At 70.2% G+C, this 26584-nt stretch carries 25 protein-coding genes, 1 tRNA gene and 2 pseudogenes; 14 read left to right on the forward strand and 14 right to left on the reverse strand.

All coding sequences use genetic code 11. From position 1 onward, the window contains the following. Positions 1 to 33 precede the first annotated feature (33 nt). From AB7J25_RS10880 to AB7J25_RS10900, 5 genes are all read right to left on the reverse strand, one after another. Complete coding sequence (locus tag AB7J25_RS10880) at positions 34 to 276, reverse strand: acyl carrier protein (protein ID WP_428507764.1); 243 nt, start codon at positions 274 to 276, stop codon at positions 34 to 36. A gap of 46 nt (positions 277 to 322) precedes the next feature. Then, entirely contained in the window at positions 323 to 1309 is a 987-nt protein-coding gene (locus AB7J25_RS10885; RefSeq protein WP_428507766.1) for a beta-ketoacyl-ACP synthase III, read from the reverse strand. Then, positions 1310 to 2236, reverse strand: a complete 927-nt coding sequence (locus AB7J25_RS10890) for an ACP S-malonyltransferase (RefSeq protein WP_428507833.1) — start codon at positions 2234 to 2236, stop codon at positions 1310 to 1312. A gap of 300 nt (positions 2237 to 2536) precedes the next feature. Continuing rightward, a complete protein-coding gene (locus tag AB7J25_RS10895) occupies positions 2537 to 3721 on the reverse strand; it encodes a PucR family transcriptional regulator (protein ID WP_428507768.1) in 1185 nt (394 codons plus the stop codon). 61 nt (positions 3722 to 3782) lie between these two features. Next, a complete protein-coding gene (locus AB7J25_RS10900) occupies positions 3783 to 3989 on the reverse strand; it encodes a cold-shock protein (RefSeq protein WP_428507835.1) in 207 nt (68 codons plus the stop codon). Positions 3990 to 4155: 166 nt separating this feature from the next. On the opposite strand from AB7J25_RS10900, the gene AB7J25_RS10905 reads away from it, so the two are divergent. Then, positions 4156 to 4602, forward strand: coding sequence for a VOC family protein (locus AB7J25_RS10905; protein ID WP_428507770.1), 447 nt, complete (start codon positions 4156 to 4158; stop codon positions 4600 to 4602). Between the two features lie 51 nt (positions 4603 to 4653). Here the strand turns inward: AB7J25_RS10905 and aceE are convergent, their stop codons facing one another. Beyond that, entirely contained in the window at positions 4654 to 7458 is a 2805-nt protein-coding gene (aceE, locus tag AB7J25_RS10910; RefSeq protein WP_428507771.1) for a pyruvate dehydrogenase (acetyl-transferring), homodimeric type, read from the reverse strand. Between the two features lie 148 nt (positions 7459 to 7606). Between aceE and AB7J25_RS10915 the strand changes: the two genes are divergently transcribed. The 5 genes from AB7J25_RS10915 to AB7J25_RS10935 all read left to right on the forward strand — a co-directional run bounded on the left by AB7J25_RS10915 (position 7607) and on the right by AB7J25_RS10935 (position 9469). Then, a complete protein-coding gene (locus AB7J25_RS10915) occupies positions 7607 to 8041 on the forward strand; it encodes a DUF3052 domain-containing protein (RefSeq protein ID WP_428507773.1) in 435 nt (144 codons plus the stop codon). 88 nt (positions 8042 to 8129) lie between these two features. Beyond that, entirely contained in the window at positions 8130 to 8588 is a 459-nt protein-coding gene (locus AB7J25_RS10920; protein WP_428507775.1) for a peroxiredoxin, read from the forward strand. A 39-nt stretch (positions 8589 to 8627) separates the two neighbouring features. Continuing rightward, positions 8628 to 8699, forward strand: a tRNA-Val gene (locus tag AB7J25_RS10925). A 225-nt stretch (positions 8700 to 8924) separates the two neighbouring features. Continuing rightward, complete coding sequence (locus AB7J25_RS10930; RefSeq protein ID WP_428507777.1) at positions 8925 to 9173, forward strand: hypothetical protein; 249 nt, start codon at positions 8925 to 8927, stop codon at positions 9171 to 9173. 62 nt (positions 9174 to 9235) lie between these two features. After that, positions 9236 to 9469, forward strand: a complete 234-nt coding sequence (locus AB7J25_RS10935; RefSeq protein WP_428507779.1) for a ribbon-helix-helix protein, CopG family — start codon at positions 9236 to 9238, stop codon at positions 9467 to 9469. Positions 9470 to 9780: 311 nt separating this feature from the next. Here AB7J25_RS10935 and AB7J25_RS10940 read toward each other — a convergent pair whose 3' ends face one another. Continuing rightward, complete coding sequence (locus tag AB7J25_RS10940) at positions 9781 to 10452, reverse strand: alpha/beta hydrolase (RefSeq protein ID WP_428507781.1); 672 nt, start codon at positions 10450 to 10452, stop codon at positions 9781 to 9783. 539 nt (positions 10453 to 10991) lie between these two features. Here AB7J25_RS10940 and AB7J25_RS10945 point away from each other — a divergent pair. The 5 genes and pseudogenes from AB7J25_RS10945 to AB7J25_RS10965 all read left to right on the forward strand — a co-directional run. After that, positions 10992 to 11450 (forward strand): hypothetical protein, encoded by a 459-nt coding sequence (locus tag AB7J25_RS10945; RefSeq protein WP_428507783.1) that lies wholly within the window; start codon positions 10992 to 10994, stop codon positions 11448 to 11450. Between the two features lie 3 nt (positions 11451 to 11453). Beyond that, entirely contained in the window at positions 11454 to 11807 is a 354-nt protein-coding gene (locus AB7J25_RS10950; protein ID WP_428507785.1) for a hypothetical protein, read from the forward strand. Positions 11808 to 12090: 283 nt separating this feature from the next. After that, positions 12091 to 12468, forward strand: a pseudogene (locus tag AB7J25_RS10955) (transposase); the annotation flags it as partial. 562 nt (positions 12469 to 13030) lie between these two features. Next, positions 13031 to 15406 carry an Hsp70 family protein gene (locus AB7J25_RS10960; RefSeq protein ID WP_428507837.1) on the forward strand — a complete coding sequence of 792 codons (2376 nt, stop codon included), beginning with the start codon at positions 13031 to 13033 and terminating at the stop codon, positions 15404 to 15406. 251 nt (positions 15407 to 15657) lie between these two features. Beyond that, positions 15658 to 15708: pseudogene (locus tag AB7J25_RS10965) on the forward strand (hypothetical protein); the annotation flags it as partial. Between the two features lie 159 nt (positions 15709 to 15867). Here AB7J25_RS10965 and AB7J25_RS10970 read toward each other — a convergent pair. After that, the gene (locus AB7J25_RS10970; RefSeq protein ID WP_428507787.1) at positions 15868 to 16083 is read right to left on the reverse strand and encodes a hypothetical protein; all 216 of its coding nucleotides are present in this window, start codon (positions 16081 to 16083) and stop codon (positions 15868 to 15870) included. Between the two features lie 268 nt (positions 16084 to 16351). Between AB7J25_RS10970 and AB7J25_RS10975 the strand changes: the two genes are divergently transcribed. Then, positions 16352 to 16636 carry a hypothetical protein gene (locus tag AB7J25_RS10975; RefSeq protein WP_428507789.1) on the forward strand — a complete coding sequence of 95 codons (285 nt, stop codon included), beginning with the start codon at positions 16352 to 16354 and terminating at the stop codon, positions 16634 to 16636. A gap of 206 nt (positions 16637 to 16842) precedes the next feature. On the opposite strand, the gene AB7J25_RS10980 is transcribed toward AB7J25_RS10975, so the two are convergent. The 5 genes from AB7J25_RS10980 to AB7J25_RS11000 form a co-directional block, all read right to left on the reverse strand. After that, positions 16843 to 18321, reverse strand: a complete 1479-nt coding sequence (locus AB7J25_RS10980; RefSeq protein WP_428507791.1) for a multicopper oxidase family protein — start codon at positions 18319 to 18321, stop codon at positions 16843 to 16845. Further along, positions 18318 to 18569 (reverse strand): SHOCT domain-containing protein, encoded by a 252-nt coding sequence (locus AB7J25_RS10985; protein ID WP_428507793.1) that lies wholly within the window; start codon positions 18567 to 18569, stop codon positions 18318 to 18320. Before AB7J25_RS10985 ends, AB7J25_RS10980 begins: the two co-directional genes overlap by 4 nt. Before the next feature lie 224 nt (positions 18570 to 18793). Continuing rightward, a complete protein-coding gene (locus AB7J25_RS10990; RefSeq protein ID WP_428507795.1) occupies positions 18794 to 20170 on the reverse strand; it encodes an MBL fold metallo-hydrolase in 1377 nt (458 codons plus the stop codon). Positions 20171 to 20250: 80 nt separating this feature from the next. Further along, a complete protein-coding gene (locus AB7J25_RS10995; protein ID WP_428507797.1) occupies positions 20251 to 20517 on the reverse strand; it encodes a metal-sensitive transcriptional regulator in 267 nt (88 codons plus the stop codon). A gap of 143 nt (positions 20518 to 20660) precedes the next feature. Next, positions 20661 to 21224, reverse strand: a complete 564-nt coding sequence (locus AB7J25_RS11000) for a peroxiredoxin-like family protein (RefSeq protein WP_428507799.1) — start codon at positions 21222 to 21224, stop codon at positions 20661 to 20663. Between the two features lie 73 nt (positions 21225 to 21297). On the opposite strand from AB7J25_RS11000, the gene AB7J25_RS11005 reads away from it, so the two are divergent. Next, entirely contained in the window at positions 21298 to 21909 is a 612-nt protein-coding gene (locus AB7J25_RS11005; protein WP_428507801.1) for a TetR/AcrR family transcriptional regulator, read from the forward strand. A 120-nt stretch (positions 21910 to 22029) separates the two neighbouring features. Further along, a complete protein-coding gene (locus tag AB7J25_RS11010) occupies positions 22030 to 23037 on the forward strand; it encodes an endonuclease/exonuclease/phosphatase family protein (protein WP_428507803.1) in 1008 nt (335 codons plus the stop codon). Between the two features lie 21 nt (positions 23038 to 23058). Here AB7J25_RS11010 and AB7J25_RS11015 read toward each other — a convergent pair whose 3' ends face one another. Beyond that, a complete protein-coding gene (locus AB7J25_RS11015) occupies positions 23059 to 26388 on the reverse strand; it encodes a protein kinase domain-containing protein (protein WP_428507805.1) in 3330 nt (1109 codons plus the stop codon). Positions 26389 to 26584: the final 196 nt, after the last annotated feature.

Raw genomic sequence — 26584 nt, forward strand, 5'->3', positions numbered from 1 at the left:
CATGCATCCGACCCTAGAAGGCCGGAGGGCGCTTCACTGGTTGGTGGCGATGTAGTTCACGGCGTCGCCGACGGTCTTCAGCTCGGCGAGCTGCTCGTCGGGGATCTTCACGCCGAACTTGTCCTCCGCCTGCACGGCGATCTCGACCATGGACAGCGAGTCGATGTCGAGGTCGTCCACGAAGGACTTGTCGGGGGTCACCTCGGCGGCGTCGATTCCGGCGACCTCCTCGACGATCTCGGCGAGGCCGCTCTGGATGTCGGCGTTGCTTGCCACGGTGTTCTCCTTCTTCTCGGGAAACCTTCTCGGAAACCGGGGTGACTCAGGGGATCACGACGACCTGGCCCGCGAAGGACAGGCCGGCGCCGAAGCCTACGAGCAGCGCGACGTCACCGGAACGCACCCGTCCCTCGGCGCGCATGTGGTCCAGCGCAAGGGGGATGGAGGCCGACGACGTGTTGCCGGAGTGGACGATGTCGTCGGCCACCCGCAGGTCCTCGCGCGCGCCTGCCTTGCGCAGCCGCTTGGTGACCGCCTCGACGATGCGCAGGTTGGCCTGGTGCGGGATGAACACGTCGATGTCGGCGAGGGTGAGCCCGGCGAGCTCGACCGCGCGCAACGCCACCGGGGCGATCTGGGTGGTGGCCCAGCGGAAGACCGTCTGGCCCTCCTGGACGATGCCGTGGGTGGCGTGGTTGATGCGGATGGCGTCCTTCATGTCGCCCGCGCTGCCCCACGCGACCGGGCCGATCCCGACGGACGCCTCATCCGGGGCCGGTCCGAGGACCACCGCGCCCGCACCGTCGGCGAAGATGATGGAGGTCGAGCGGTCGTCCCAGTCCAGCCAGTCCGAGAGCTTCTCGGCGCCGATGACGAGGGTGCGGCCCGCCGAGCCCGCCCGGATGAGGTCCGAGGCGATGCCGAGCCCGTAGCAGAAGCCCGCGCAGGCGGTGTTGACGTCGAAGGCGCCGGGCGCGGGGATGCCGATGCGGGTGGCCGTCTGGGCCGCGGCGTTGGGGATCAGGTCGGGCATCGTGCACGTGGCGACGAGCACGGTGTCGATGTCGGTGGGCTCGAGGCCCGCGTCCTTCAGCGCGAGCGAGCCCGCCTCGGCGGCCATGTCGACCAGCAGCGTGCCCTCGTCGGCGATGCGGCGGCTCTGGATGCCGACGCGATCGCGGATCCACTGGTCGTTGGTGTCGACGCGCTGCGCGAGCTCGTCGTTCGTCACGATCCGCGAGGGCTGCCAGCTGCCCATACCCAGCACGCGGGCGCCCGGCGTGCTCGGACGTAGGTTCAGGGTGGTCACTCAGGCACCTCCGGCAGTGTGTTCCTTCGCCAGCGTCGCCGCGGCGTCGAGGTCGTCGGGGCCCCGGAGCGCAAGCGTCGCGGTGCCCTTGAGATCGCGCTTCACCAGGCCGACGAGTGCGCCCGCAGGCGGCAGCTCGACCGCGGCGCCCACCCCGAGCTCGCGCAGCGTCGCCATGCACGAGTCCCAGCGGACGGGCCGGGTGACCTGGGAGACGAGCCGGCGCAGCGCCTCGGCGCCGTCGGTGACCACGCCGCCGTCCGCGTTGGACAGCAGCGGGTGGGTCGGGTCGGCCGGGGTGAGGGTGGCGGCGTGGGCCTGCAGGGCCTTCTCGGCGGGGGCCATGTAGCGGGTGTGGAACGCCCCCGCGACGGGCAGCGCCTTCACGCGGGCGCGCTCCGGTGGCGTGCGTTCCAGCTCGGCGAGCGCGTCGAGCGGCCCGGCCGCGACGACCTGGCCCGCACCGTTGCGGTTCGCGGGCTCGAGCCCCAGCTCGGCGAGGCGGGCGAGCACCTCGTCCGGCTTCCCGCCCAGCACCGCGCTCATCCCCGTCGGCTCCAGGGCGCAGGCCGCGGCCATCTCACGGCCGCGGACGCTCGCGAGGACGACGGCGTCGTGCGGGCTGAGCACGCCGGCCAGAGCGGCGGCGGCGAGCTCGCCGACGGAGTGCCCTGCGACCGGGGCGGAGGCCGGGATCGCGTCGCCCAGCTGCGCGGCCGCGAGCAGCGCCGCGGCGACGACGAGGGGCTGGGTGACCGCGGTGTCCTTGATCTCGTCGGCGTCCGCGGTGGTGCCGAGCCGCCGCAGGTCCAACCCGATGGCCGCGGACCAGCCGTCGAGCAGCTCGGCGGCCCCGGGGGCGTCGAGCCACGGGGTGAGCATGCCGGGGGTCTGCGACCCCTGTCCGGGAGCGAGCAGTGCGATCACGACGAACACACAACACGCTGACCGCGGGTGACGGAACTGCGCCACGCACGAACTCTGCCGTCCCGATTTGGAGGAAACCTCCAAACGTGACGCTACCGACGCGTCAACTGCCCAGGTCACACGATCGAGCGTTGTAGGGTTTCCGCAGCTTAAAGCGCGTGGCAGACAGATGGTCACCGCACCGGCCGGGCCACCCGCCACCGCCGTCGCCGCCGCGGTGAGCTTGCACACGTCCCGAACGCCGCGGTCCCCGGGAGACGGGGACCGTGCCGGGTCGGCGAGTGCGCCGGACGCGACCGGTCAGCTCCGCCCCCGGTGGTCACGCAACCGGCCCGCGACCACCGCCGTCCGCAGCACCAGGGCGTCGCGCGGATCGGTCGCGACGCGCCCGGTGAGCTCGGCCACGCGGCGCAGCCGGTACCGGACCGTGTTCGGGTGGACGAACAGGGCCCGTGCGCACGCCTCCAGCGCCCCGCCGCCCTCCAGGTAGGTCTCCAGCGTGTGCAGCAGCTCGCCGCCCGCGGCCTCCAGCGGCTCCACCACGGTGCGGACGAGCGTGCGGTGAGCGGCCGCGTCCCCGACGAGTGCGCGTTCGGGGAGCAGGTCGTCCGCCTGCACCGGACGCGGCGCGCCGGGCCACCCGGGTGCGGCGCGCAGGCCGGCGAGGGCCTCGCGGGCGCTGGCGTGCGCCGACGCGAGGTCCGGCGCGACCGGGCCGACGACGATCGGGCCCGGCCCGAACCCGTCGACGAGTCTGCCGATGCGGTCCCCGCGCGCGGGGTCGGCCACCAGCACCACCAACCGGGCGCCCTGCACTCCCACGAGCACGGGACGGCCCGCCCGGGACCCGTGGTGGCGAAGCTCGGCGAGCAGCCGGTCCGGCCGCTCGGCGGCAGGGGTTCCCACGACGACGCGCACGGGCGCCGCCGGGTCCCAGCCCAGCGCCGCCGCCCGCGACACGAGCCCCTGGTCGTCGGCGCGGTCCTCGGTACCGGGGCCGCGCACGACCGCATCCACGATCAGCGCCTCCAGGCGGGCGTCCCAGGCGCCGCGGGCCTCCGCGGCGGCCGCGTACGCCGTCGCGGCCGCGAAGGCGACCTCCCGGCCGAACCGCAGCACGACGTCGACGAGGAGCCTGCGCTCCGCCTCGTCGGCCGCCAGCGGGGGCAGCTGCTCCTCGAAGACGTCGATCGCGATCCGCACGAGCTCGACGGTCTGGCGCAGCGACAACCGCCGCGCCAGGTCGCGTGGGGCGGTGCGGAAGGCATCGACCGTGAGCCGTACCGTCGCGCCCGGCTCCATCAAGGACGACACGAGGTCGGAGACCCCGGTCTGGGTCACCGCGAGCACGGCCGCGCGCTGGTCCGCCCCGAGGTGGGCGAACCAGGGTTGGCGCTCCTCCATCGCGGCGAGGCACGCGGTGGCGAGGCGCCCCGCGGCCAGCTGGAGCCGCCGCCGCGTGGCCGGGGAGACCGTCGCGGGCATGGAAGCACCGTCGACCGTACGCCGAGAGGCGGCGGCCGTCAGGCCTGTATGGCGGCGGTCGTCAGCCGATCGGGGTGACCTTGCTGGCCTGCGGGCCCTTCTGCCCCTGCTCGATGTCGAACGACACGCGCTGACCCTCGTCGAGGCTCTTGTACCCGTTGACCTGGATCGCGGAGTAGTGCACGAACACGTCCGCGCCACCACCGTCAGGAGCGAGGAAACCGTAGCCCTTCTCGCTGTTGAACCACTTGACGGTGCCTTCTGCCATCTTCTTGCTCTCCTCGTACCGGGTGCCGGGGCTGCACTCCGCCCCTGGCATCGCGCGGAGCGTACCGTGCTGGGCGCCCCGTGCCGAGAGTCTTCACCTGCGAGTTCTCGGTCGGCGTTCCCATTCGTCCACGACGGCGGGACGTCCCGGTGGGCACCCTGGGGTCATGAACGACTCCACGACCGAGGCGGTCGAGACCCGCCGTTCCCCCTTCGACGCCCCACCCGCCCCCACCGTGTGGCCGACGATCGGCTTCACCGACCTCGACGCGGGCGTCCGCCTGCTCACCGAAGGGTTCGGCTTCGTCGTGACGATCCTGGTGCGCGACGGGGGTCGCGTCGTCCACGCGGAGGCGCGCTGGCCCGACGGTGGCGGGGTCATGTTCGGCTCCCGCGGCGACCATTCCGAGTGGGGCGCGCTGGGCCCGCAGGGCGCCTACGTCGTCGCCGCGGAGGCCGCCACCGTCGACGCCGCCTACGAGCGCGTGCGCGTGCTCCCGGGCGTCACGGTGACCACGCCGCCGGAGGACACCGACTACGGCTCGCACCAGTTCGGCGTCCGCGACGCCGACGGCAACCTCTGGACGATGGGCACCTACCCGGGCGCCGTCTGAACCGGCCGCGGTGCCCGGCGGCCGTCGCCACCGGGCACCGTCCGGGACCTCCTAGGCCACGCCGGGGTCCGACGTCTGCGGGCCTGCCGCCCGCGGGTCGTCGATCTTGTACTCCTCGGCCGCCTCCAGCATCGCCTTGCGCTCGACCTCGCCGCGGGCCGCGAGGGCCCCGAGCGCCGCCACGGTGATCGACTCGGCGTCCACGCCGAAGTGGCGCCGGGCCGCCGGGCGCGTGTCGGAGAGGCCGAACCCGTCCGTGCCGAGCGAGGTGAACGGGGCGGGCACCCACTGGCGGACGAGGTCGGGGATGGCCCGCATCCAGTCCGACACCGCCACCACCGGAGCGTCCGATCCGCCCAGCGCCTGGGTGAGGTACGGCGTGCGCGGGTCCTCGGCCGGGTGGATGAGGTTGTGCTGCTCGCAGTCGACGCCGTCGCGGCGCAGCTCGCCCCACGAGGTCACCGACCAGACCTCGGCGCCCACACCCCAGCGCTCGGCGAGCATGTCGCGGGCCTTCAGCGCCCACGGCACCGCCACGCCGGACGCGAGCAGCCGCACCTGCGGCCCCTCCGCCGAGGGAGAGGCGGCGTACCTGTACAGCCCGCGCAGGAGCCCGTCGACGTCGAGGTCCTCGGGCTCGGCGGGCTGCGGGTACGGCTCGTTGTAGACGGTCAGGTAGTAGATGACGTTCTCGCCGCCGAGCTCGCCGGTCTCGGCCGAGGCGCCGTACATGCGGTCCAGGCCGCGGTGCACGATGTGCGCGATCTCGTAGGCGAAGGCCGGGTCGTAGGACACGACCGCCGGGTTGGTGGCCGCGAGCAGCAGCGAGTGGCCGTCGTTGTGCTGCAGTCCTTCACCGGTGAGCGTGGTGCGCCCCGCGGTGGCGCCGACGAGGAAGCCGCGGGCGAGCTGGTCCGCCGCCGCCCACATCGAGTCGCCGGTGCGCTGGAACCCGAACATCGAGTAGAAGACGTAGATCGGGATCATCGGCTCGCCGTGCGTGGCGTAGGACGTGCCCACCGCCGTGAACGAGCCCATGGAGCCCGCCTCGTTGATGCCCTCGTGCAGGATCTGGCCCTGCTCGGACTCCTTGTAGGCGAGCAGCAGCGACGCGTCCACCGACGTGTACTGCTGGCCGTTGGGGTTGTAGATCTGCTCCTTCGGGAACATCGAGTCGATCCCGAACGTGCGCGCCTCGTCCGGGATGATCGGGACGAACCGACCGCCGGACTCCTTGTCCCGCACCATCTCCCGCAGCAGCCGGACGAACGCCATCGTCGTGGCGACCTCCTGCTTGCCCGAGCCCTTGCGGATCGCGTCGTAGGCCTTGTCGCCGGGCAGCATCAGCGGCTTGGACCGCACGCGGCGCTGCGGGACCGGCCCGCCGAGGGCACGGCGGCGTTCCAGCAGGTACTGGATCTCCGGGGCGTCCATGCCGGGGTGGAAGTACGGCGGCAGGTACGGGTCGCGCTCCAGCTCAGCGTCCGAGATCGGGATGCGCTGGGAGTCGCGGAACTCCTTGAGGTCCGCGAGGGAGAGCTTCTTCATCTGGTGGGTGGCGTTGCGGCCGGCGAAGTGCCCGCCCAGCCCGTAACCCTTGATGGTCTTGGCCAGGATGACGGTCGGCTGGCCGACGTGCTCCAGCGCCGCGGAGTAGGCGGCGTAGACCTTGCGGTAGTCGTGCCCGCCGCGCTTGAGGTTCCAGATGTCGGCGTCCGACATCGGCTCCACCAGCGACTTGGTGCGCGGGTCGCGGCCGAAGAAGTGCTCGCGGACGAACGCGCCGTCGTTGGCCTTGTACGTCTGGTAGTCGCCGTCGGGCGTGACGTTCATGAGGTTGACGAGCGCCCCGTCGCGGTCCGCGTGCAGCAGCGCGTCCCACTCCCGGCCCCAGATCACCTTGATGACGTTCCAGCCCGCACCCCGGAAGAACGCCTCCAGCTCCTGGATGATCTTGCCGTTGCCGCGCACCGGGCCGTCGAGGCGCTGCAGGTTGCAGTTGACGACGAACGTCAGGTTGTCCAGGTGCTCCGTCGCCGCGATCTGGATGAGGCCGCGCGACTCCGGCTCGTCCATCTCGCCGTCGCCGAGGAACGCCCACACGTGCTGGTCGTTCGTGTCCTTGAAGCCGCGGTCGCGCAGGTAGCGGTTGAACCGCGCCTGCATGATCGCGTTCATGGGGCCCAGCCCCATCGAGACCGTCGGGAACTCCCAGAAGTCCGACATCAGGCGCGGGTGCGGGTAGCTCGGCAGGCCGTGGCCCGGGCCGCCGTGCGAGAGCTCCTGGCGGAACCCGTCCAGGCGGTCCGCCGACAGGCGCCCCTCCAGGTAGGCCCGCGCGTAGATGCCGGGGCTGGCGTGGCCCTGGATGTAGACCTGGTCGCCGCCACCGGAGTGGTCCTTGCCGCGGAAGAAGTGGTTGAAGCCGACCTCGTAGAGCGTGGCGCTCGACGCGTACGACGAGATGTGCCCGCCGACCCCGATGCCCGGCCGCTGCGCGCGGTGCACCGTCATCGCGGCGTTCCAGCGGATCCAGCGGCGGTAGGCCCGTTCCGCCTCCTCGTCACCGGGGAACCAGGGCTCGCGGTCGGTGGGGATCGTGTTGACGTAGTCGGTGCTCGTCAGTGACGGCACCCCGACGTGGCGCTCGCGGGCCCGCTGGAGCAGCCGCAGCATCACGTACCGCGCACGTTGCTGACCCGCCGCGTCGAGGACGGCGTCGAAGGAGTCCAGCCACTCGGCGGTCTCCTCGGGATCGATGTCCGGGAGATGCGCCGCGAGGCCGTCGCGGATGACATGGACGCGGTTGGCCTGTGGGCCGCGCGTCGAGTCCCTCGTCTCGTTCTGGGGGGTCATGCCCTTATCGTGCCCCTTCCACGTATCGAACCACCACGATGTGTTGCGCACAGGTCAGTGCTCGTGTTCGGATGCCGCATCGCGCGACGCGCGCGAGGACCGTCGTGCCCTCATGACGGTGCGGTTGTGAAGGGAACGGGGTGTACGCGTGGTCGCCGCGGGGGATGGCGGGCGGACGTCCGACATCGCGGGCAAGCTCGGTGTCGAGCCGGGGATGGTCGTCCAGGAACTGAATTGGGACTCCGACGTCGACGAGGCGGTCCGTGACGCCGTCGAGGAACGCTGCGGCGACGAGCTCCTCGACGAGGACGCCCAGGAGGTCGTGGACGTCGTGCTGCTGTGGTGGCGCGACGGGGACGGTGATCTCGTCGACGCCCTGATCAACGCCATCGGCCCGCTGGCCGACAACGGCGTCATCTGGGTGCTCACCCCCAAGACCGGCCGGCGCGGCCACGTGGAGCCCTCCGAGATCGCCGAGGCCGCACCCACCGCGGGCCTGGCGCAGACGTCGAACGTCAGCGTCGGGGACGGCTGGGCCGGGGCGCGGCTCGTGGCGCCCAAGGCGGCGAAGTCGCGCCGGTAGGCAGCGCGGGGGCCGGCCCACGCTCTGGTTCGTCGCCGGACGGGCAGGACACTAGGCTCGGGTCACTGCCTGCTGCAAGGAGAAGCCGATGCCCCCCGAGGTGGGAACCGAAGCCCCCGACTTCACGCTGAAGGACCAGAACAACCAGGAGGTGACGCTCTCGTCGTTCCGCGGCGACCGCGCCGCGCTCGTGGTGTTCTACCCGTTCGCGTTCTCCGGCATCTGCACCGGCGAGCTCTGCGCGATCCGCGACGATCTCGGCACCTTCCAGAACGACGACGTGCAGATCCTCGCGGTCTCGGTGGACCACGTGTTCGCGCTCAAAGCCTGGTCGCAGGCCGAAGGCTACGAGTTCCCGCTGCTGGCCGACTTCTGGCCGCACGGCGAGGTCGCCCAGGCCTACGGCGTGTTCAACGACAAGGCCGGCATGGCCGTGCGCGGCACGTTCCTCGTCGACGAGGCGGGGATCGTCCGGTTCGCCGAGGTGAACGCGCCGGGCCAGGCCCGGGACCAGGACGCCTGGCGCAAGGCCCTGGCGGCGTTGTAGCCACTCCGCCGGGACCGCTGCGGCGGTCCCGGCGGCAGGGGGCGCGTAGCTCAGCGGGAGAGCACTCGGCTTACACCCGAGCGGTCGCAGGTTCGAACCCTGCCGCGCCCACGCTTTGACCAGCAGGAACGCGTCACACGCTCGGTCCTCGGCATCGGCTGCAGCCACCATGACATCAGCGTTTCGCACCATGGCCGAGCCGAGTGGTCACCCATCTGGACCTGCGCCGCTCACTCAGGTTCTCTTCGATCGACAGCAACAACTACGGCCGGTCGCGAGTAGCCAGGTCGTGGATGGGCGTTTCTCCTGACCGGGTTTCGTATTACGATTGGTCGTGTGGAGGTGCACCGGTCGGCGCGCAAGCACGGCGTCGCCGACGAGGACGCAGTCCACGCCGCGGGCAGGTTCCTGGTCACCTACCCGCTGGAGGACGAGGACCAGGACGGCCCACGTCGCGAGCTACGACTGGGCCCGGATCGGGCGGGCAACCTGCTGGAGACCGTGGTGTTGCTGCTCGACGACGGCGGCGAACTCGTCATCCACGCGATGCGAATGAGACCGAAGTACCGAGACCTCCTCCCGTGACAACGGATGAACCCACCATGAGCACAGACGAGAAAGGCCGACCCACCTCGGGTGGTGTCCCGGTGACCGACGAGCTGGTGCAGCAACTGGCGGACGAGGCCGAAGCCGGCTACGACGTCGCCACCGTCCGCCGACGGGGCGGGCGACGGCCACTCGGGTCCGGGCCTGCCGACGTCGTCCCGGTACGACTCGATCCCGAACTACGCGCAGCACTCACCGCGCGGGCCGACGCCGAACACACCAGCGCCAGCGACGTCATCCGCCAAGCACTGCGCGCCTGGCTCGACGTCGCCTGACCGACCCGACCGGCCCGCTGCACAGCAGCCGGGTGACGACGGCAGTTCCATAGAGGACTCGCCGCGTGGAATCAAACGTGGTGCGAACTGGTGTGAGTTGGTGGGGTCACAGCGGCCGATGTGGCCGGTTCCCGGAGCATAGTTGCAGGTAGAGGCCTTGTTGGGTGTGGACGACTACTCTTACACCCGAGCGGTCGCAGGTTCGAACCCTGCCGCGCCCACTGTCTTGACCTCCTCGTGCGCGGGGCCCACCGGCCCCATGATCACCAGGAGCGGTGCGGGGCGCTCAACAGTGAGCGGAATGGCATGCCTCAGCGTTGGCGGGACGCCGCGGCGACCTGCACGACGGCGTCGACGACAGACGGTCCGGAACTCAGCTCGGCGTCGTTATGCCGCGCACCGGGGACTTCGACGTACGGTGCGCCCGCCCGGACCGCGACCATGCGGCTCTGTTCGGGCGGCACGATCTCGTCGGCTCCACCGGCGACCACGACGACGGGCGCGGTCACGGACCGGATGCTCTCCGCCACCGGGAAGCGATCCCGCAACAGCAGCCCGACCGGCAAGACCGGGTAGTGCTCGGCCGCGACGGCGGCGAGCGAGATGAACGGGCTGCGCAGCACCACCCCGCCGACTGGCCGCTCCATCGCGAGCCGAACCGCAGCGCCCGCCCCCATGCTCTCGCCGAGGAGCACGAGCCGTCCCGGGTCGACGCCGCGTTCACCCACGAGATATTGGTGCGCCGCGCGTGCGTCGGCCGCCAGGCCCTCCTCGGTGGGCGACCCCGGGTTGCCGCCGTAGCCCCGATAGTCGAGCAGGAGCACGTGGAGGCCCTGGGCCGTCAGGGCACGCGCGAGCGGGACCCGGGCTTCGCGGGAGCCCGCATTGCCCGGAAGGACCAGAACTGTGGCGCCCGTCGCCGGCGCTGTTGCGGGGGCGTACCACGCAATGAGGTCGAGGCCGTCCTCAGTGCGTATGTCCACGGCGGATCCGGCCGTGAGGGCCAGCTCCGGAGGCACTGCCGGCGGCCCCGAGGGAAGTAGACGAGGCGTCGCTGGAACGCCCACACCAGCGCGACCACCACGACCACCAGCACCACCAGCCCACAGGCGAGGCGCAACGCAGCAGGCATCCGGACAGTCTGCCGTGCCAACCGACGAGCCCGCGCGACCGACCGTCGGGCCACCGTGCCCTTCGCGCCTGACACCTTTCGGGATGCACCCGCCCGGGTGAGCGTCCTATGAGGACAGATTTCGTGAGATCAAGCGTGGTGCGAAGCGACGCCGAACGGTGGTGGCGATGTTGCCAGTGAGGGCCGCAGCGCGGCCATAGTCGCTGGTAGAGACCTTGCTGGGTGTGGACGACTCCTCTTACACCCGAGCGGTCGCAGGTTCGAACCCTGCCGCGCCCAGCGACCTGACCAGCAGTTTCGCGTCTCGGCCAGATCGTGGCAGTGCTCCATGACACCAGATGCGACACGAACGACCTTGCCCTGACTTCTGAAGAAGTTCAGAATAGGGACATGACGACCGAGGTGCAGTGGAGCGAACTGCAGCGCGACCCCAAGGGGGTAGCCGCGCTCGCCGACCGAGGCGACGTGCGCGTGCGGCGCCGGGACGGCGTACCGCTGCTGCTCGTCCGCGAAGACAGCGCCGAGGCCGCCGCCACCGGCGCATTGAGTGCCGCTCGGGCGCTGCGCAACGTGCTTGCCCATCTTCCACCCGACGAGGCAGTCGGCGCGCTCACCGAGGAGTTTCCCTGGCTCGACGTGCTGCCCGAGGCGGACCGGCGTCAGTTCGCGAACGACTTCGTCCGTGCCGTCGCGGCCTCGGCCGAACTGGGCCGCTGGTCCGTCCTCGCCCAGGTGATCGTCGAGTGGCGGGCGACCGCCACGGTGTACGCCGATCCGGCACTTGTCGAGGAGCTGACCCGCCCGCTCGACGACGACCTCGGGCCGGTGCCCGCGCCCGAAGGAACATGAGCGGTGCCGGCCAAACGAGGCGACCGGGTCGCGCCACCAGCCCGACCCGGCGGCTGGGAAGCACGGTTCGCCACGTCCGAGGCCGCGAAGGGCTGGGAGGAGCTCTGCCGCGTCGCGCGCGGCAACACCTGGGAGGCGTGGATCCTGCTCACCGAGCGACCAACCAGGCCGGAGAACCCAGCACGGCAGCACCGACTGCGCGGCCAGCTCGCCACCCGCGAGGTCGGCGGGCGGACTCTCGACCAGTGGCAGTACGAGGTCACGGCCGGCGGCCGCATCTGGTACTGCCCCGACGAGCAGCGTCAGATCGTATGGCTCGTCGCAGCCAGCCCGAGTCATCCGAAGGCCACCGAATAGCGCCACGCTCTACTATGGACGCTCAGCATGGGATCAAACGTGGTGCGAAACCGATGCGATCCGGTGGGCTGATGATGCCGAGGATGTCGGTGCCGAGACCATAGTTGCCGGTAGAGGGCTTGTTGGGTGTGGACGACTTCTCTTACATCCGAGCGGTCGCAGGTTCGAACCCTGCCGCGCCCACCCTCTTGACCTCCTCGTGCGCGGGGCCCACCGGCCCCATGATCACCAGGAGCGGTGCATTCCGCTCACCAGTGAGCGGAATGTACCGATCGCGATGATCCTCGGGTTCAGGACCGCCCTCAAGATCCTCACGATCGTGAGTGACGCCGCCGCGTCTCCCACCGCCGGCGACCTCGCCGACGACGCCGGCCTGGCCCCGGTGACAGGCCGATCCGGAATCTCGATCAAGGACGCGACCCGCTCCCAGCGCGGCAACCACGCCCTCGAGTCCGCGCTGTTCTTGTCGGCCTTCGCCAGTCTCGCTGACCCGACAAGCCGCGCCTACTACGACCGCCAACGCGCCCAAGGCAAACGGCACAACGGCGCCCTGATGTGCCAGGCCCGCCGCCGCGTCGATGTCATCTACGCCATGCTCCGCGACCGCACCCCAGACAAGACCCACATCCGACAGGCCCGACATCGCCACGTCGCCGCTTGACAACCCCAGAGAGACACCCCCTGGAGTCCGGTCACCGCACGGCGTCCGGATCCGCGGTGACCAGCTTCACGACCCGGATCCCCAGCGGTGTGAGCGCGACACGCTCCACCGCCGGCCCGGCCAGTCCCAACAGACGCGCCGCGTCCTCTACGGTCGTCCACTGCCCGTGGCGCTCCTCTCGCTGCTCCAATACACAGCGAGGATCAAGCAGCCACGGGCAGCCCTCGTTCAGGCGCGCCGAGCTGACTCTGCCCGTCAAGATCGGAGAGCCGCTAGACCTACAGGTTCGATGCCACGGCAACCTCATCGCCGCGGGCGCGGAAGCCGAAAAAAAAACGACTCGCAGATTCGATCAAGCGCGTTCACGCTGCCGACATCAATCTCGAAGATGGTTTCAGGCGCGCGCGACCTTTCTATACCTGCTCGTCGGGCACTATTCGAGCCTTCGTGATCACACAGTGGAGTAGATCTCGCTGGTCGCTTACCACCCCTGACCATTGTGCATGTCCACCTGCTACCATAGACTGCCTTGGCGGCGCGGAACGAGAGGAGCGTTGCCGAAGTGGGCAGCTACTCAGCTGGTATTGATTTCGGAACAACCTACTCCGCAGCCGCGATTTGCCGAGAGGGCCGCACAGAGATCGTAGAACTCGGCGCCAGGTCTGCTGTTGTCCCCACCGCTGTCTATCTGCGACCCGACGGCACCGTCATTACTGGCGAAGCAGCTATGAGGCGGGCAGTCGAGGAGCCTGAGCGTTCCGCCCGTGAGTTCAAGAGGCGCCTTGGTGACCCTACCCCACTAATAGTCGGCGGGGCACCGTGGTCGGCTGAGGGTCTCACCGCCAGAGTATTGCGCACAGTCTTCGATTACGTTACTGCACGCGAAGGAGGCCCACCCGATCACATTGGCTTGAGCCATCCGGCAAACTGGGGCCCCTACAAGCAGGATCTACTGCGGCAGGCAGCCGTCCGGGCGGGCATCGGCGACGCACAACTCGTAACCGAACCTCAAGCTGCCGCAATCGCCTACTCAAGCCTAGAACGTGTCAAATCGGATAGCGCTATCGCCGTTTACGACCTCGGCGGTGGAACGTTTGACGCCGCGATTCTTCGGAAGACGCGGAACGGTTTCGTGCATCTCGGAAGGCCGGAAGGAATCGAGCGGCTGGGCGGGATAGACTTCGACGAAGCGGTTTATGCCCACGTTAAGAAGGCGGTTCCGGTCCTCGCCACTGCAACGGCCACGGCGGAGGCGGCGAGCCCAGATTTCATATCAGCCGTCCTCAGGCTTCGCGCAGAGTGCACAGCGGCAAAGGAGGCCCTCTCCGCGGATACCGATACAATCATCCCCGTCAACCTTCCTGGGCACCAAGGACGAGTGCGGATCGTCCGGGCCGAGTTCGAGGCAATGATCAAGCCTGCAATCCTTGAGACGATTCAAGCTCTGCGGCGGGCGCTGACCTCGGCTGAACTCACGCCTGAGGATGTGAGTGTCGTGCTGCTAGCAGGAGGATCCTCAAGAATTCCCCTAGTTGCGCAGTTGGTTTCTGAGTTGATGGACCGGCCAATCGCAGTCGACGCGCACCCCAAGCATCTCATAGCAGTAGGCGCAGCACTCGCGACTGCTCCGCTCGTCCCGAAGAAGCGTTTTCAAGACAGCCGGCTGCATGATGTGCCGTCCCCGGTCATCAGTTCTCCGACAGCATCCACTAGAGGCGGCACCCCACCGCGACCTCCTCAAACCTCACTCCGCCAGCCCGCACCCATCTCGACACAGAGTAGAAGCGTCTCGGTCCCTGACGGCTCGACGCGCCGCCCCCAACCCCTAGATGGCAATAGCTCGTCAATGACTCGTGCGAAACCATCCGAGGAGAGTAGGACGAGTTCGCAAGCTAGCTTTCTCGTGTCGTGCGGAGCTGACGAGACAGTCAAGGTGTGGAACCTACGCTCCGAAGCACGGCTCAATCATACGATCATCGGTCACGACGAATCCGTTAATGCTATTTGCACAGACTGGATTCATGGCCAGCCGTTTATAGCCTCCGCCGGGATGGATGAATGCATTCGTCTTTGGGATCCGCTAACTGGAAGTTCATTGGGCGATCCGCTTGTCGGCCATTTTGACGGAGTCTCCACATTGACAACGAGTCGAATCAACTCAACGCCGGTTCTGGTATCTGGCAGTTTCGATCACAGCATCATCGTTTGGGATCTGGAAACTCGCGAAATGGTAGGTGAACCGATCCGGGACCATGACGGTCCGGTACTTCGAGTAGCTACCGCACGGATCGCGGGTCGCCCCATCGCCGTAGTAGGAGACGCTGAGGGTCGCATCTCTACATGGGACCTGGAAACAGGCGCCGCCGCATTCGGGCCAAAGCGAGGCAATGCTGGCCCTGTTCGTAGTCTGGCAGTAGGGCGACGTAACGGAAGGCACGTCGCGATCATCGGCAATGACACGACGGTTGATCTGCTTGACGGCTTCCGCGTGGCACAACGCCCATCAATGGCAGCCGAACCGTCGAACGGAGAGCCCGCGAAACCTGCACAGTGGACTACGGTCAGAAAGAACGACATGATCGGTCCGAACATAGCTGTTTGTGAGCTGGGCGGCGAGACCGCGGTCGTAGCAGTGTACCGGGATTCCCATAGCGAGCGTCCGAAGATCGACGTTGTGTCGCTCGATGGACGGGTCATCCGAAGCCTGACGCCGTTCGAGCGAGGCAGCGAAGTGCCGCGTGTGGTTTCCGCCGCCAAGCATGACGGGGCACCTATTCTAATCGTCGCCTACCGTGATAATTCAATTAGATTGGTCAATCTTGTAACAGGTACAGGTATCTACAAGCAGGAACCCCTGATCGGCCATGCGAACTCCGTGCACGATGCGACCATCTTCGATGTGCGGATATTGACGGGTGAGGCCCAGCGCTCAAACTAGTCTGCCAGTGCCTCTTGCAGCACTTCGAGTTGCTGCCTGTGAATGACGGACGCAAGGACTGTCGTAGGAAGCGATTACGCGATCGCGCGAGTATCACCGACGGTGTCGCCTTCGTGCGCAACTCGCAGCAGGATCTGCTCGCCACCAACGCCCTCGGCCGCGCGTTCTCCCTCACCATTCATCGGTGACGGCGGCCGGACCCGAACCTCGCCCGCTTTCAGTTCCTCGACTCCGCCTCGCGGGAGTTCTACCCCGACTGGGACCTCTTCGCCGAGACGCGCGTCGCGATCATGCGCGCCGGAGCCGGGCGGGACCCGCACGACCCCGGCCTGCAGGAACTCGTCGGCCAACTCGTCCTCGCCTACGTGGAACTCGCCATCACCACCGAACCCGGGCTGATCCTCATGATCTACACCGCCGAGCACCGCAGGGCCCGACCGCCAGCGCGGCGAGCATCCGGTTCACAGCTCGGCCAGGTACTCGTGCACCAACTGCACCGCCATCGCGACCTGGTCCGCTGTCGGTGTCTGGGACGTCGGCTTCAGGACGTCGGACGGAAGGCCGGTGACAGCCATGCCGTCGCCCTGGGCCACGTCGACGAGGCGCTCGCCCTGGCCTACGGCACCGACGCAGGCACCGCGCTGGATGTGCTCGGCAGGTGCGAGCGGTCCGACCATGCACCGTCGGACCAGGCCTGGTTCCACTACGCCGAAGGGGAGGCACACGCCCGAGCCGATCCCGACCTCGCGGTGGCGGCGTTCGAGGCGGCGATCGAGCTGGCCGACGGAGTCGGCAACCGTTTCCTCGGCGGAGTGGCGCGGGTGTCCGCCGCTTCCGTCTACGGGCGGTCAGCCGATCCGGACCGGGCGCTGCGCGCGTTTCCGCGTCTCGTCGCGGACTGGCAGCGACGCGGGAACCTGACCCACCTGGTGACCTCGTTGCGCAATGTCACCGAGCTGTTCGCGCGTCGGCGCCCACGACGCAGCTGCCCAGCTCCTCGGCGCGTTGCACGCCCACAACCTCAAGGGCACCTACGGGGACGAGGCCCGGCGACTGGCCGACGCCCGAGCCTCGCTCGAACGAGCCCTCGGCGCCGGCCCCGTGCAACGATCCATGGCTCAGGGTGCAGGCAAGGATCTGTCCTGGGCGAGCGCCCAGGCGCTGCACACCATCGAACAGCTGGTGCCCTCCGCGGACGGTGCGACGCCCGGAGCCACGGAGGGCCGCTGACGCGCCCGCCGGCGCCACGCCCACGCCCACGCCCGGAAGCCGACCGGCGTACAGCTCTCCCAGCCAGGCCTGAGACAAGATCAGCTGCCCGACGGGACCGGATCCGAGAGGATGGTTGCTGGTAGAGGGGCCGCTGGGCTCGGTGGGGATCCGATGATCGTGCCGGAGAAGCTCCGGGCGGCGCCTTCGCCACAGCCTCACACCGATCAACGTGCTTCGAGAACGGCCATCATGCCGCGGTCCTCGTGGTCGAGGACGTGGCAGTGGTAGACGGTCCGGCCGGTGAAGTGGTCGAAGGCGACGCGGAGGGTGACGTCGCTGCGGGCGGGGACGTTCACGACGTCCTGCCAGGTCGGCTCGGTGACGGGACGGCCCGTACGGGCGATGAGCTGCATCGGCCAGACGTGCAGGTGCAGCGGGTGGTCCATGGGGCTGGTGTTGACGACGGTCCACTCCTCGACGGTCCCGGCGGCGACGAGCTGGTCGATCCGGTCGGGGTCGAACCGCTTGCCGTCGATCGTGAAGGTCATTCCCATGCCCATGCCGGCGCCCATGCCCATGGCGAAGGTGATCCGCCGGCGGGTGGCGACGGGTTCGGCACGAAGATCCCGTGCGGCGGCGCGGGCGGGGACGGCCGGGAGCGGCACTGCGGCGGGGCCGGCGACCTCCAGGTCGGCCAGGGTGACCGGCTCCTCGGTGGGGAAGGCGGTTCCGCCCGGGCCTCGGCCGCCCATCATGCCGCCCATCATGCCGGTCATGCCGCCGCGGTCCACGGGCAGCGCGCGCAGCTCGGCCGTGCCCGCAGCGGTGGTGACGAGCAGGTCGGCGCGGTTGCCGGTGGTGAGCACGAACTCCTCGACGGCACGCGGCTCGGCGAAGTGCCCGGAGTCGATGCCGAGCAGCTGCATCTGCTGGCCGTCGAGGCGGAGGCGCAGGTAGCGGGCGGTGCAGGCGTTGACGATGCGCCAGCGTTCGCGGTCGCGGGGGCCGGCGTGCAGGCGGGGCCGTCTCTGGCCGTTGACGAGGACGAGTTCGCCCTCGCGGCCCATCATCTGCGCCATCGGCGAGGGCTGCTGGATCCTCCCGGTGTCGTCGACAGAGATGTCGGAGACGACCAGGACGCGCTCACGGGTGACCGGGATCGAGACGGGATCGTCGACGATGATCGCGCCGTAGAGGCCGCCGAAGATCTGATCGGCGACCGTGCCGTGGTGGTGCGGGTGGTACCAGTACACGCCCGGCGGGTGGTCGGGCGGGAGCCGGAACTCGTAGGCGAAGGTGTCGCCCGGCTGGACAGCCAGGAACGAGTTGTCGCCGTTCCCCTGTGGCGACACGTGCAGCCCGTGCACGTGCAGGTTGGTGGCCTCACCCAGCCGGTTCGCGAGGTCGACGCGGAGCCGGTCGCCGGGGTGCAGACGCAGCGTCGGGCCGGGCAGGCCGCCGTTGTAGCCGAGGATCGTGGCCTCGCCGCCGGCGAGCGGTACTCGCTGCTCAGCGGCCTCCAGGCGGACCTGCAGCAGGCCTCCGGTGCTGCGCAGGACGGCCGGCTCGGAGAGCTCGGCGCCGGGTGTCGGCGAGAATCGGGAGCCGGCGGCCGCTGCCAGACCCGCACCACCGACCACGGTCGCCGCGAGGCCGAGGCCGCCGAGTTGCAGGGCACGACGGCGGCTGATCGGTGGGATCATCGTGGCTCCTCCTGCGTGCGCAGCCGCTCGCGGTACTCCTCGGTGGTCAACTCGCCGCGGGCGTAGCGCTCATCGAGGATTCGCCGGGCTTGGCCATGCGCCGGGACGGCCGACCGGTCGCCGCGGCTGATCCCGCCGAGGGCGAGAACCGACCCGCCACCGCCGAGCAGACCGGGCGCTACCGCGATGAGCAGGCCCGACCCGACGGCGGCGGTCACCGCGGCCTTCCGCCGGCGTCGGGTGGTCATACCGCCCGCCCAGCGTGGAGGGCGCCGAAGACCTCGGCAGCTGTCCGGTCGCGCGGGCTGCGGTTGCAGGGAAGGGGTGCGGACATCCAGAACGGTGACCGCATCGGGGCGGTCGAGCCAGGCCCGGGCGGTGGCGGGGTCGATACGGCCCGAGCACGTGCTGGTCACGGCGAACCCTTCGGATCTGATAGGTGGTCGGACATTTCGGCCGGGCACACAGGACGTCAGCGGCCGGTTGCGGCGGCCGCCTGTGCGGTCTCCAGGCCGGCCGCGGCGGCGTTGGCGTAGGAGTCGTCGATCAGGACGACCTGCCGGCCCGGGCGGTCGAGAACCGACGCGGCGATCGCGGCGCGGTAGCCGGAGCCGCAGTACACCCAGACCTCGCCGTCGGACACCTCGTCGATCCGGACGGCGAGCTCGTGCAGGGGAATGTGCTGCGATCCGGCGACGTGCCCACGGGCGCGTTCGTCGCGGCGGCGGGCGTCGAGGACGTGCACCGGGCGCCGGGCGCGGGCGTCGGCGAGCCCGGCGAAGTCGGTGACCGGGTAGGAACGCAGCTGCCGGCCGTCGGCGAGGGTCTCGATGTCGCCGACCGCAGCGCCGGCGAGCTCGTCGATGCCGATGCGCACCAGCTCGCGGCGGGCGTCGGCGACCTGCTCGGAGGACTCGCCGATCAGGGTGAGGGGCGTGCCGTAGCGGTAGAGCCAGCCGAGATAGGTGACGAAGTTCAGCGACAGCTCGAACCCCAGCGAGCCGGCCAGGTGGCCCGCGGCGAACGCGGTGCGCGCCCGCAGGTCCACCACCCACTCGCCGGCCTCGATCCGCCGCCGCAGCTCCACGGGCCGCACCGGCTCGGGCATCGACAGGTCGACCGGGGCCGGGCCGCGACGGTTCAGCGGGCCCATCTGCGCGTAGTACGCGGGGTAGGCGTCCAGGCCGGCGAGGAGCGTGTCGACGTAGTCCTGCTCGGCAAGGGTCAGTGCCGGGTTCGTGCGGGCCTGCTCGGCGAGGGTGGAGGAGTCGCCGCTGGTCGGGGTGGCCGAGCAGAAGCTGCCGAAGCCGTGGGTCGGCAGCACCGCAGCGTCCGCGGGCAGCTCGTCGGCGAGCCGGCGCACCGAGTGGTACTGGGCATGCGTCAGCTCGACGGTGGAGCCCGGTCCGACGAGGTCCGTCCGGCCCGTCGACCCGTACAGCAGCGAGCCGCCGGTGAACGCCGCCGTCACCTCGCCGCCGGCGTCAGCGAGCGCGTAGCTGACGTGATGGTGGGTGTGCCCGGGCGTGTGCAGCACCCGGACGCGCAGGCGGCCGTACTCCAGCACGTCCCCGTCGGCGGCCGCGATGTGGGCGAACTCCGCGCCGCTCCCGTCCGGGAGCACGTAGTCGGCACCGGTGGCGCGCGCCAGCTCCAGGCCCCCGCTGACGTAGTCGTTGTGCACGTGCGTCTCCAGCACCCCCGCGATCCGCACTCCGTGCTCGGCGGCACGTGCGAGCACCCGGTCGATGTCGCGCTGCGGGTCGACGACCACCGCGGTCTCGCCGTCGTGGGCGATGTAGCTGCGGTCACCCAGGCTGGACGTCTCGATGGTGAGAACCTCGGTCACGACTTCCTCTTCCCTACCCCGTAGGGTATCTGCCGATGAAGATGTGGTCGCACATGCGCGATCTCCGCGTGTTGACCGGACTACGCGAGGGAGAGGAACAGGCGCTCGAGCTCCTCGACGTCCATCGGGCGGGTTCCCTCCGCCTCCTGGACCATGCACTGACGCATCCCCGTAGCGATGATCTTGAACCCGGCGCGGTCGAGCGCCCGGGACGCCGCCGCGAGCTGGGTCACCACGTCCGAGCAGTCGCGACCCTCCTCGATCATGCGGACGATCCCGCCGATCTGGCCCTGCACTCGACGCAGTCGTCCGAGTACGTCGGCCAGCGCTGTCGTGTCGACGTTCATCTCCCGCTCCCTGCCTAGTACCCCGGGGGGTATAAGCCAAGCCTAGCGGAACGTTCCCGCCGGTGCTGCCGCGGGGCGCTGGCGGGACATCCGAAGCGGAGCTCTGCCCCGGGCCCCGGGGTGCTGACCAGACCCTCCGGTCATCACGTGCGGTCCCACTCCGTCACCGGTGCGAGCGCGAGCAGCTCGTCGACCGACCACTGGTCGTCGACATGGGCGCCGTACTTGGCGGCCAGAACCCGCCCGTCGGGCGCGACGAGGAAGTCGGCGGGCAGGCCGAGCCGGCCGCCCTCCGGGGTGGTCGGCGGGGCGGGACGCTCGCGGCGGCGGATGGCCCGCAGCTCCTGCGCGACGGCCCGCACGATGGTCGGCCAGCCGCGCGGGTCGAGCAGGGCTCGCGCCCCGTACTCCACGCCGAACTCCCGGTAGAGGACGCGGTCGGGATCGGCGATCACGTCGAGTGGCAGGTCCGACGTGTAGGTGCGCAGCGCCTCGGCGCTCGAGTGGAAGAACACGACCTCGCGGACGCCGGCCGCCTCGATGTCCGCGAGCCGGTTGACGAACGAACGCAGGTGCAGGTTGCACACGGGACACCCGGCGAACCGGCGAAACTGCAGGTGAACGAGGTGGTCGGGATGAGGTACCGGCACTCGCGCGCCGGCCACGGTGTCCAGCGTGCGAGGGGCGACGACGGCGGGATGCTGCATCGGAGACTCCTTAGGTGTACGAAGTACGCTTACGTCTCATCCAGTATGCGCGTACCTAGTACGCTGTCAAGCCGTGCCCCGGCCTCGCTCGCTCACCGCCGACCAGCTGGTCGGCGCCGCACTGGCCGTCGTCGATCGCGACGGGCTCGCGGCGCTCACGATGCGGTCGGTCGCGCGCGAGCTCGGCGTGGCCACGATGGGCCTGTACCGCTATGTCGCCGACCGGCAGGCGCTCGAACTGCTGGTGGTCGACCACGTGTTCCGCTCGGTCGACCTGTCACTGCCGGACGCCGGATGGCAGGAACGCATCCGGGTGCTGCTGGACCGCGTGCGGGTCGCGGTGGCCCGGCATCCCGCGGTGGTTCCGCTCGTGCTGCGGCACCGGCAGGCCGCGCCGGGCTCGCTGCGCCTGATCGAGGCCATGCTGTCGGCGCTCACCGAGGGCGGCCTCGACGGCACCGACCGGGTGCTCGCCCAGCGCACGCTGATCGGCTACCTGCTCGGGTTCCTGCAGAACGAGCACTTCGCCGCGCTGTCGGGGCCCGGCACGATCGTGATGTCGGAGCTGTCCCCCGACGAGTACCCCCTGCTCGCGCGCACGGCCGCCGACGCCCGGTCGGTACCGCCCGACGAGGAGTTCCGACGCGGCCTCGACATCGTCCTGCGTGGGCTCTCGGCGACCTGAGCGGGCCGGGTACCGACGGCGAGGCGTGGTCGACCGACGCCAACCCGTCCGGCGGCACCGGGACCGCCCGCAACGGCGATAGCGTCTCGGCGGTCGGGCTGGAACCGGGGGGAGCCGCCTGTGAACGTCAAGATCGGGACCTTCAACGTGCTCAACCTCGCCCGGGTGGGCGAGCGCTACTACGACGACACGCCGCCGTACACGGCAGCGGAGTTCGACAAGAAGGCCGACTGGATCGCCGAGCAGCTGCGGCGGATGGACGCCGACGTGGTCGGCTTCCAGGAGGTCTTCCACGTCGAGGCGCTGCGTGAGGTGTGCACCCGCTCCGGCCGGTTCGGCCCCGACGACACCGTCGTGGCGCCGGGTGCGGACGGCCTGAGCGGTCCGCGCGTCGGGTTCGCGTCCAGGCTGCCGCTGGCCGAGGACCCCGAGCCGATCGAGCTCTTCCCCGACGGCGTCGACGCGCCCGCGGACGGCATCGCGCTGCCGGGTGGCACGTTCAGCCGCCCGGTGCTGCGTGCCCGGGTCGTCCTCGACGAGGCGGCGGGCACGACGTGCACGGTGTTCGTGGTGCACCTCAAGTCGAAGCGGCCGACGGTGCGGCCGGACGCGGTCGACCACGATCCGCGGGAGGAGGCGCTGGGCAAGGCACGGTCGCTCGTCCGGCGGGCCGCGGAGGCCGTGGCACTGCGGCTCCTGCTGCTCGCCGAGATCGTCGACAACGACCAGCCGGCGATCGTGCTCGGCGACCTCAACGACGGCACCCGCGCGGTCACCACCGACGTGGTCATGGGAGATGCGCCCTCGCGCTTCTGGCCCCCGCCGCAGCAGCCCGAGCTGCGGCGGGCCTACTGGGACCGGCTGCTGTACTCGGCGCACGAACTGGTGAGCCGTCGCACCGGTCGCGACGTCAGCTACACCCACATCTTCAGCGGCCACTACGACAACCTCGACCACATCCTCGTCAGCCAGGAGTTCTACGAACGCAACCCGGCCCGGATCGCGGATGCCGTCGACCTGCGCTACTTCAACGACCACCTCGTCGACAGCCAGCTCAGCGACGACCGGCGCGACCGCATCGTGTCCGACCACGCGCAACTGGTGGCCGAGATCCGGCTGCGGTCCTGACGGCGACCCTCCCTGGTGACGTCAGGACGCCGATCGCGTGGCTGCCTCCGGTGTCGCATGCAGAGCCGCCGCGATCGCCTCGGGCGTCTCGAAGCGCTCGTTGCGGTCGAAACGCAACAGCTTCTCGAGGATGCCGCGAAGCTGCGGCGAGCAGTCGAGACCCTCGACGTCGACCCGCTCCCCCGATACCGCGGCCATGATCGCCGATGAGCTCGACGCATCGGGCCGCGCCGGTACGCCGGTGAGCGCCTCGTAGAGGACCAGTCCCAGCGAGTACTCCGCCGCCCGGCCGTCCACCTCCTCACCCCTCAGCTGCTCCGGCGCCGCATAGCGTGGGGTGCCGAGGATGGCGCCGGCCGCCGTGATCCGTTCCGACTGCGGTTCCGCCAGTCTGCGGGCGATCCCGAGATCGGTGAGGAGCGCGCCCGCACCGGCCCGCAGCACGATGTTGGACGGCTTGAGGTCCAGCCGCACCACCCCCTCGGCGCGCAGGTAGATGAGCAGGTCGACGAGCTCCCGCGCCATCCCGACCGCCTCGGATGCTGGCATCGGGCGTTGGGCGAGCAGGTCCTCGAGAGACTGACCGACAACAAGTTCGGAGACCAGCCCGAGCAGACCGTTCGGTTCCTCGAAGCTTCCGTACGTTGCGGCGAGGCCGCAGTGCGTGAGCCGCTGGGCGAGCTCGGCCTCGCGCAGGAAGCGCTGACGGGCGAGCTCGTCACCGGCGGCGGCCGGTAGGTCGAGCAACTTGATCGCCACCGTGCGGCGGCCGTGCTCGTCGTAGGCGCGATAGGTCCGACCCAGAGCCCCCCGGCCCAGCTCCTGCAGCAGCCGGTAGCGTCCGCCGCCGACCTGGGCGATCGTGGCGACCGCTTGCCCGCTGCCGCGGGCCGCTGCCAAGACGTCCGACGCCAGGCGGAACACGGCGTCCTCGGCTTGGGGGTAGTCGACGACCGTCTGCGCTGCACCCTCGATCGTCACACGTTCGAGCACGGCGACATCCGGCCGGGCCAGCTTGTCGAGCAGCTCCCGCACGAGCTCGTCAGGCAGAACGCACGGATCCGGCCGACCCGCCGCATCGGCCAGCAGGTCGTCCGCCGTGAACGTTCCGTTGCCGCGGCGAAGGGCCCAGTCGGCGAGCAGATAGAGGCCGAACCGACGGCGGTCGCGGTCGATGTCGTGATCGAGCGGACCGACCGGGCCCGGCTCGGCAAGGAGCACGTCGATGCGCTTGTGCAGCCCGCCGAAGAACGACACGGCGGCCGCCTCCCGATCGTCCACGGCCAGGCTGGGACCGTCTGCCGCCCACACGACGAGCCGTTGCATGGCCTCCAGCAGGTCCCGCGGCCGTCCGCGCGAACGGTACTCCAGGTAGTCGCACAGCCCGTCGAGCTGAGCCGGGGCGGTCTCGGCGACGAGCACAGCCGACAGCATGCGCCGCGGGGCATCGGCGGAGAGGCAACGGATGTACGGCATGCTGCCGAACACGCCGTCGTAGATGCTGCTGCCCCGCCCCCGCGCGCTCCGTGCCTCGTCGAGCACATCTGCGCCCCCGACGAAGACGAAGTGCACACGGCTTGCCGCAAAGACGTTCTTGAGCGCCGCGAGCATGCGTTCCAGCGATTGGCGACCCCCGTCGGCGCCCGTGAGCTTGTCGAGTTCGTCGAGGACGACGACCAGCCGGCCCGACCATCGCGGCGGCGCTCGCCGGAACAGCCGAGCCAGAAGGCCCGCCGACGGCGTGGATACCTCCGTCGACAGGTCCTCCAGGACGCTGCGGAGATCGTGCTCCATGTCCTCGAAGGTGTAGTCGCGCTCGACGAGTTCCTCCTGCCGCCCCGACGTCCGGCGTCGGTTGACCTTGCCGGCCGCGCCGGCGCCCCCGAGCGGGAACGCCAACTCGCCGCCGTCCTCCCGGTTCTCCATCAGCACCTGCTTGTGCGCGGCCGACGTCCGCCGATAAGCCCGAAGGAGCACGTCGCGCGCCACCGGTTCGACGCGTTCCAGCACTCCCGCTCTGTGGAGGACGTCGTGCAGCCTTCGGATGAGAGTGACGAGCAGGGCGTCGGGGGACATCGGGCGGGCGACGTTCATCCACACCACGACGAGTGGAACCGGCTCGTCGGCGCCCGCGAGCGCGGTGTGCAGCTCATGCAGCGCACGGTCCACGACGGTCGTCTTCCCGACGCCGGTGAATCCGGTGACGAGGACTGCGCCGCCCGGCGAGTAGCGAATCCGGTCACGCAGCCCGTCCACCGCCGGTTGGTTGTCGATCAGCGGGATCGGCCCACCGGGGCGCAGTGGACCGGTCACGAAGCGAAATGCCGGGTGCAGCGGGAGCCGCATGGCCTGCACGGTCGGGAAGCCGTCCACGCGGGCCCGGCTGGGGACGAAGGCCGTCGCACCCGACGGGCTGACCAACGGCCATTCGCGGACGTGAGGCGGCGCAGGCGAGTTGATCACGACGGTCGGTGTGTCCTGGTGACCTGCGGTCCCGGGCGGATCCGCCGTCGGGGACGAGACCGGCCCGCCCGACGAGATCGCCGCCCTCGCCGCGTGTGCGAGCGCGCCCGCCGTGGGGTAGCGACTCTCCGGCTCCTTCGCCAGGGCCCGCGCAACGACGTCGTCGAAGAGCAGCGGCACGGCCGCGTAGTCCGACGGACGTGGTGGGGGCGACTTCAGGTGCGCGAACATGAGCTCGGGGGCGCTCTCGCCGGTGAACGGCGGTCGCCCGGCGAGCATCTCGTAGAGCACGCAACCCAGCGCGTAGACATCGGATCGACCGTCCAGGCCGCCCTCGAACTGCTCGGGTGCCATGTAGGTGAGCGTTCCGACGGCCACCCCGGGACCGGTCACCTCGACGTCGCCGCCCGCCACCCGTGCCACCCCGAAGTCGGTGAGGTAGGCGAAGTCCTCTCCCCCGCCACCGGCGACCAGAATGTTCGACGGCTTGACGTCACGGTGGACCAGACCGCTGACGTGCGCCGCATCGAGCGCCTGGGCGACCTGGCCGATGATGTTCACCGCTCGCGCGGCGGGCATCGTGCCCTCGTCGTGCAGTATCGCCTTCAGGTCCCGTCCGGCGACGAAGCGCATGTCGATGTACGGAACGCCGTCGATCTCGCCGAACCGGTGGATCGGGATGACATGGGGGTCGCTCAGCGAAGCCGCGAGCTGGGCCTCCCGCTTGAACCGCAGGACGAACGCCTCGTCGTGCCCGAGGTGCCCGGGCAGGAGCTTCAGCGCGACCATCCGCTGGGACTGCGTGTCGTGGGCGTGGTAGACCGCGCCCATCCCGCCGCGACCGATCAGGCGGTCCAGCCGGTACGGGCCGAACATCTCCGGCTCCACGCCGCCTCCCCTCGCGACGCCGGACTGCACGATCCTGACGTGCAAGGCAGCTGTCCGTCCAGGCCAGAGTAGCCAGGTGCCAACGGCCCGCGCGTCGCAGGCCGGTGTGCTCTCGTGGCCGCGTCCGGAGTCGCCGACGGTGACCTCGCCGCGCGAGTACGGTGGCGCGGCGCGCCGACGAACCGGAGGAGCGACG

It is taken from the genome of Pseudonocardia sp. (assembly GCF_050246655.1).
GTDB lineage: Bacteria > Actinomycetota > Actinomycetes > Mycobacteriales > Pseudonocardiaceae > Pseudonocardia.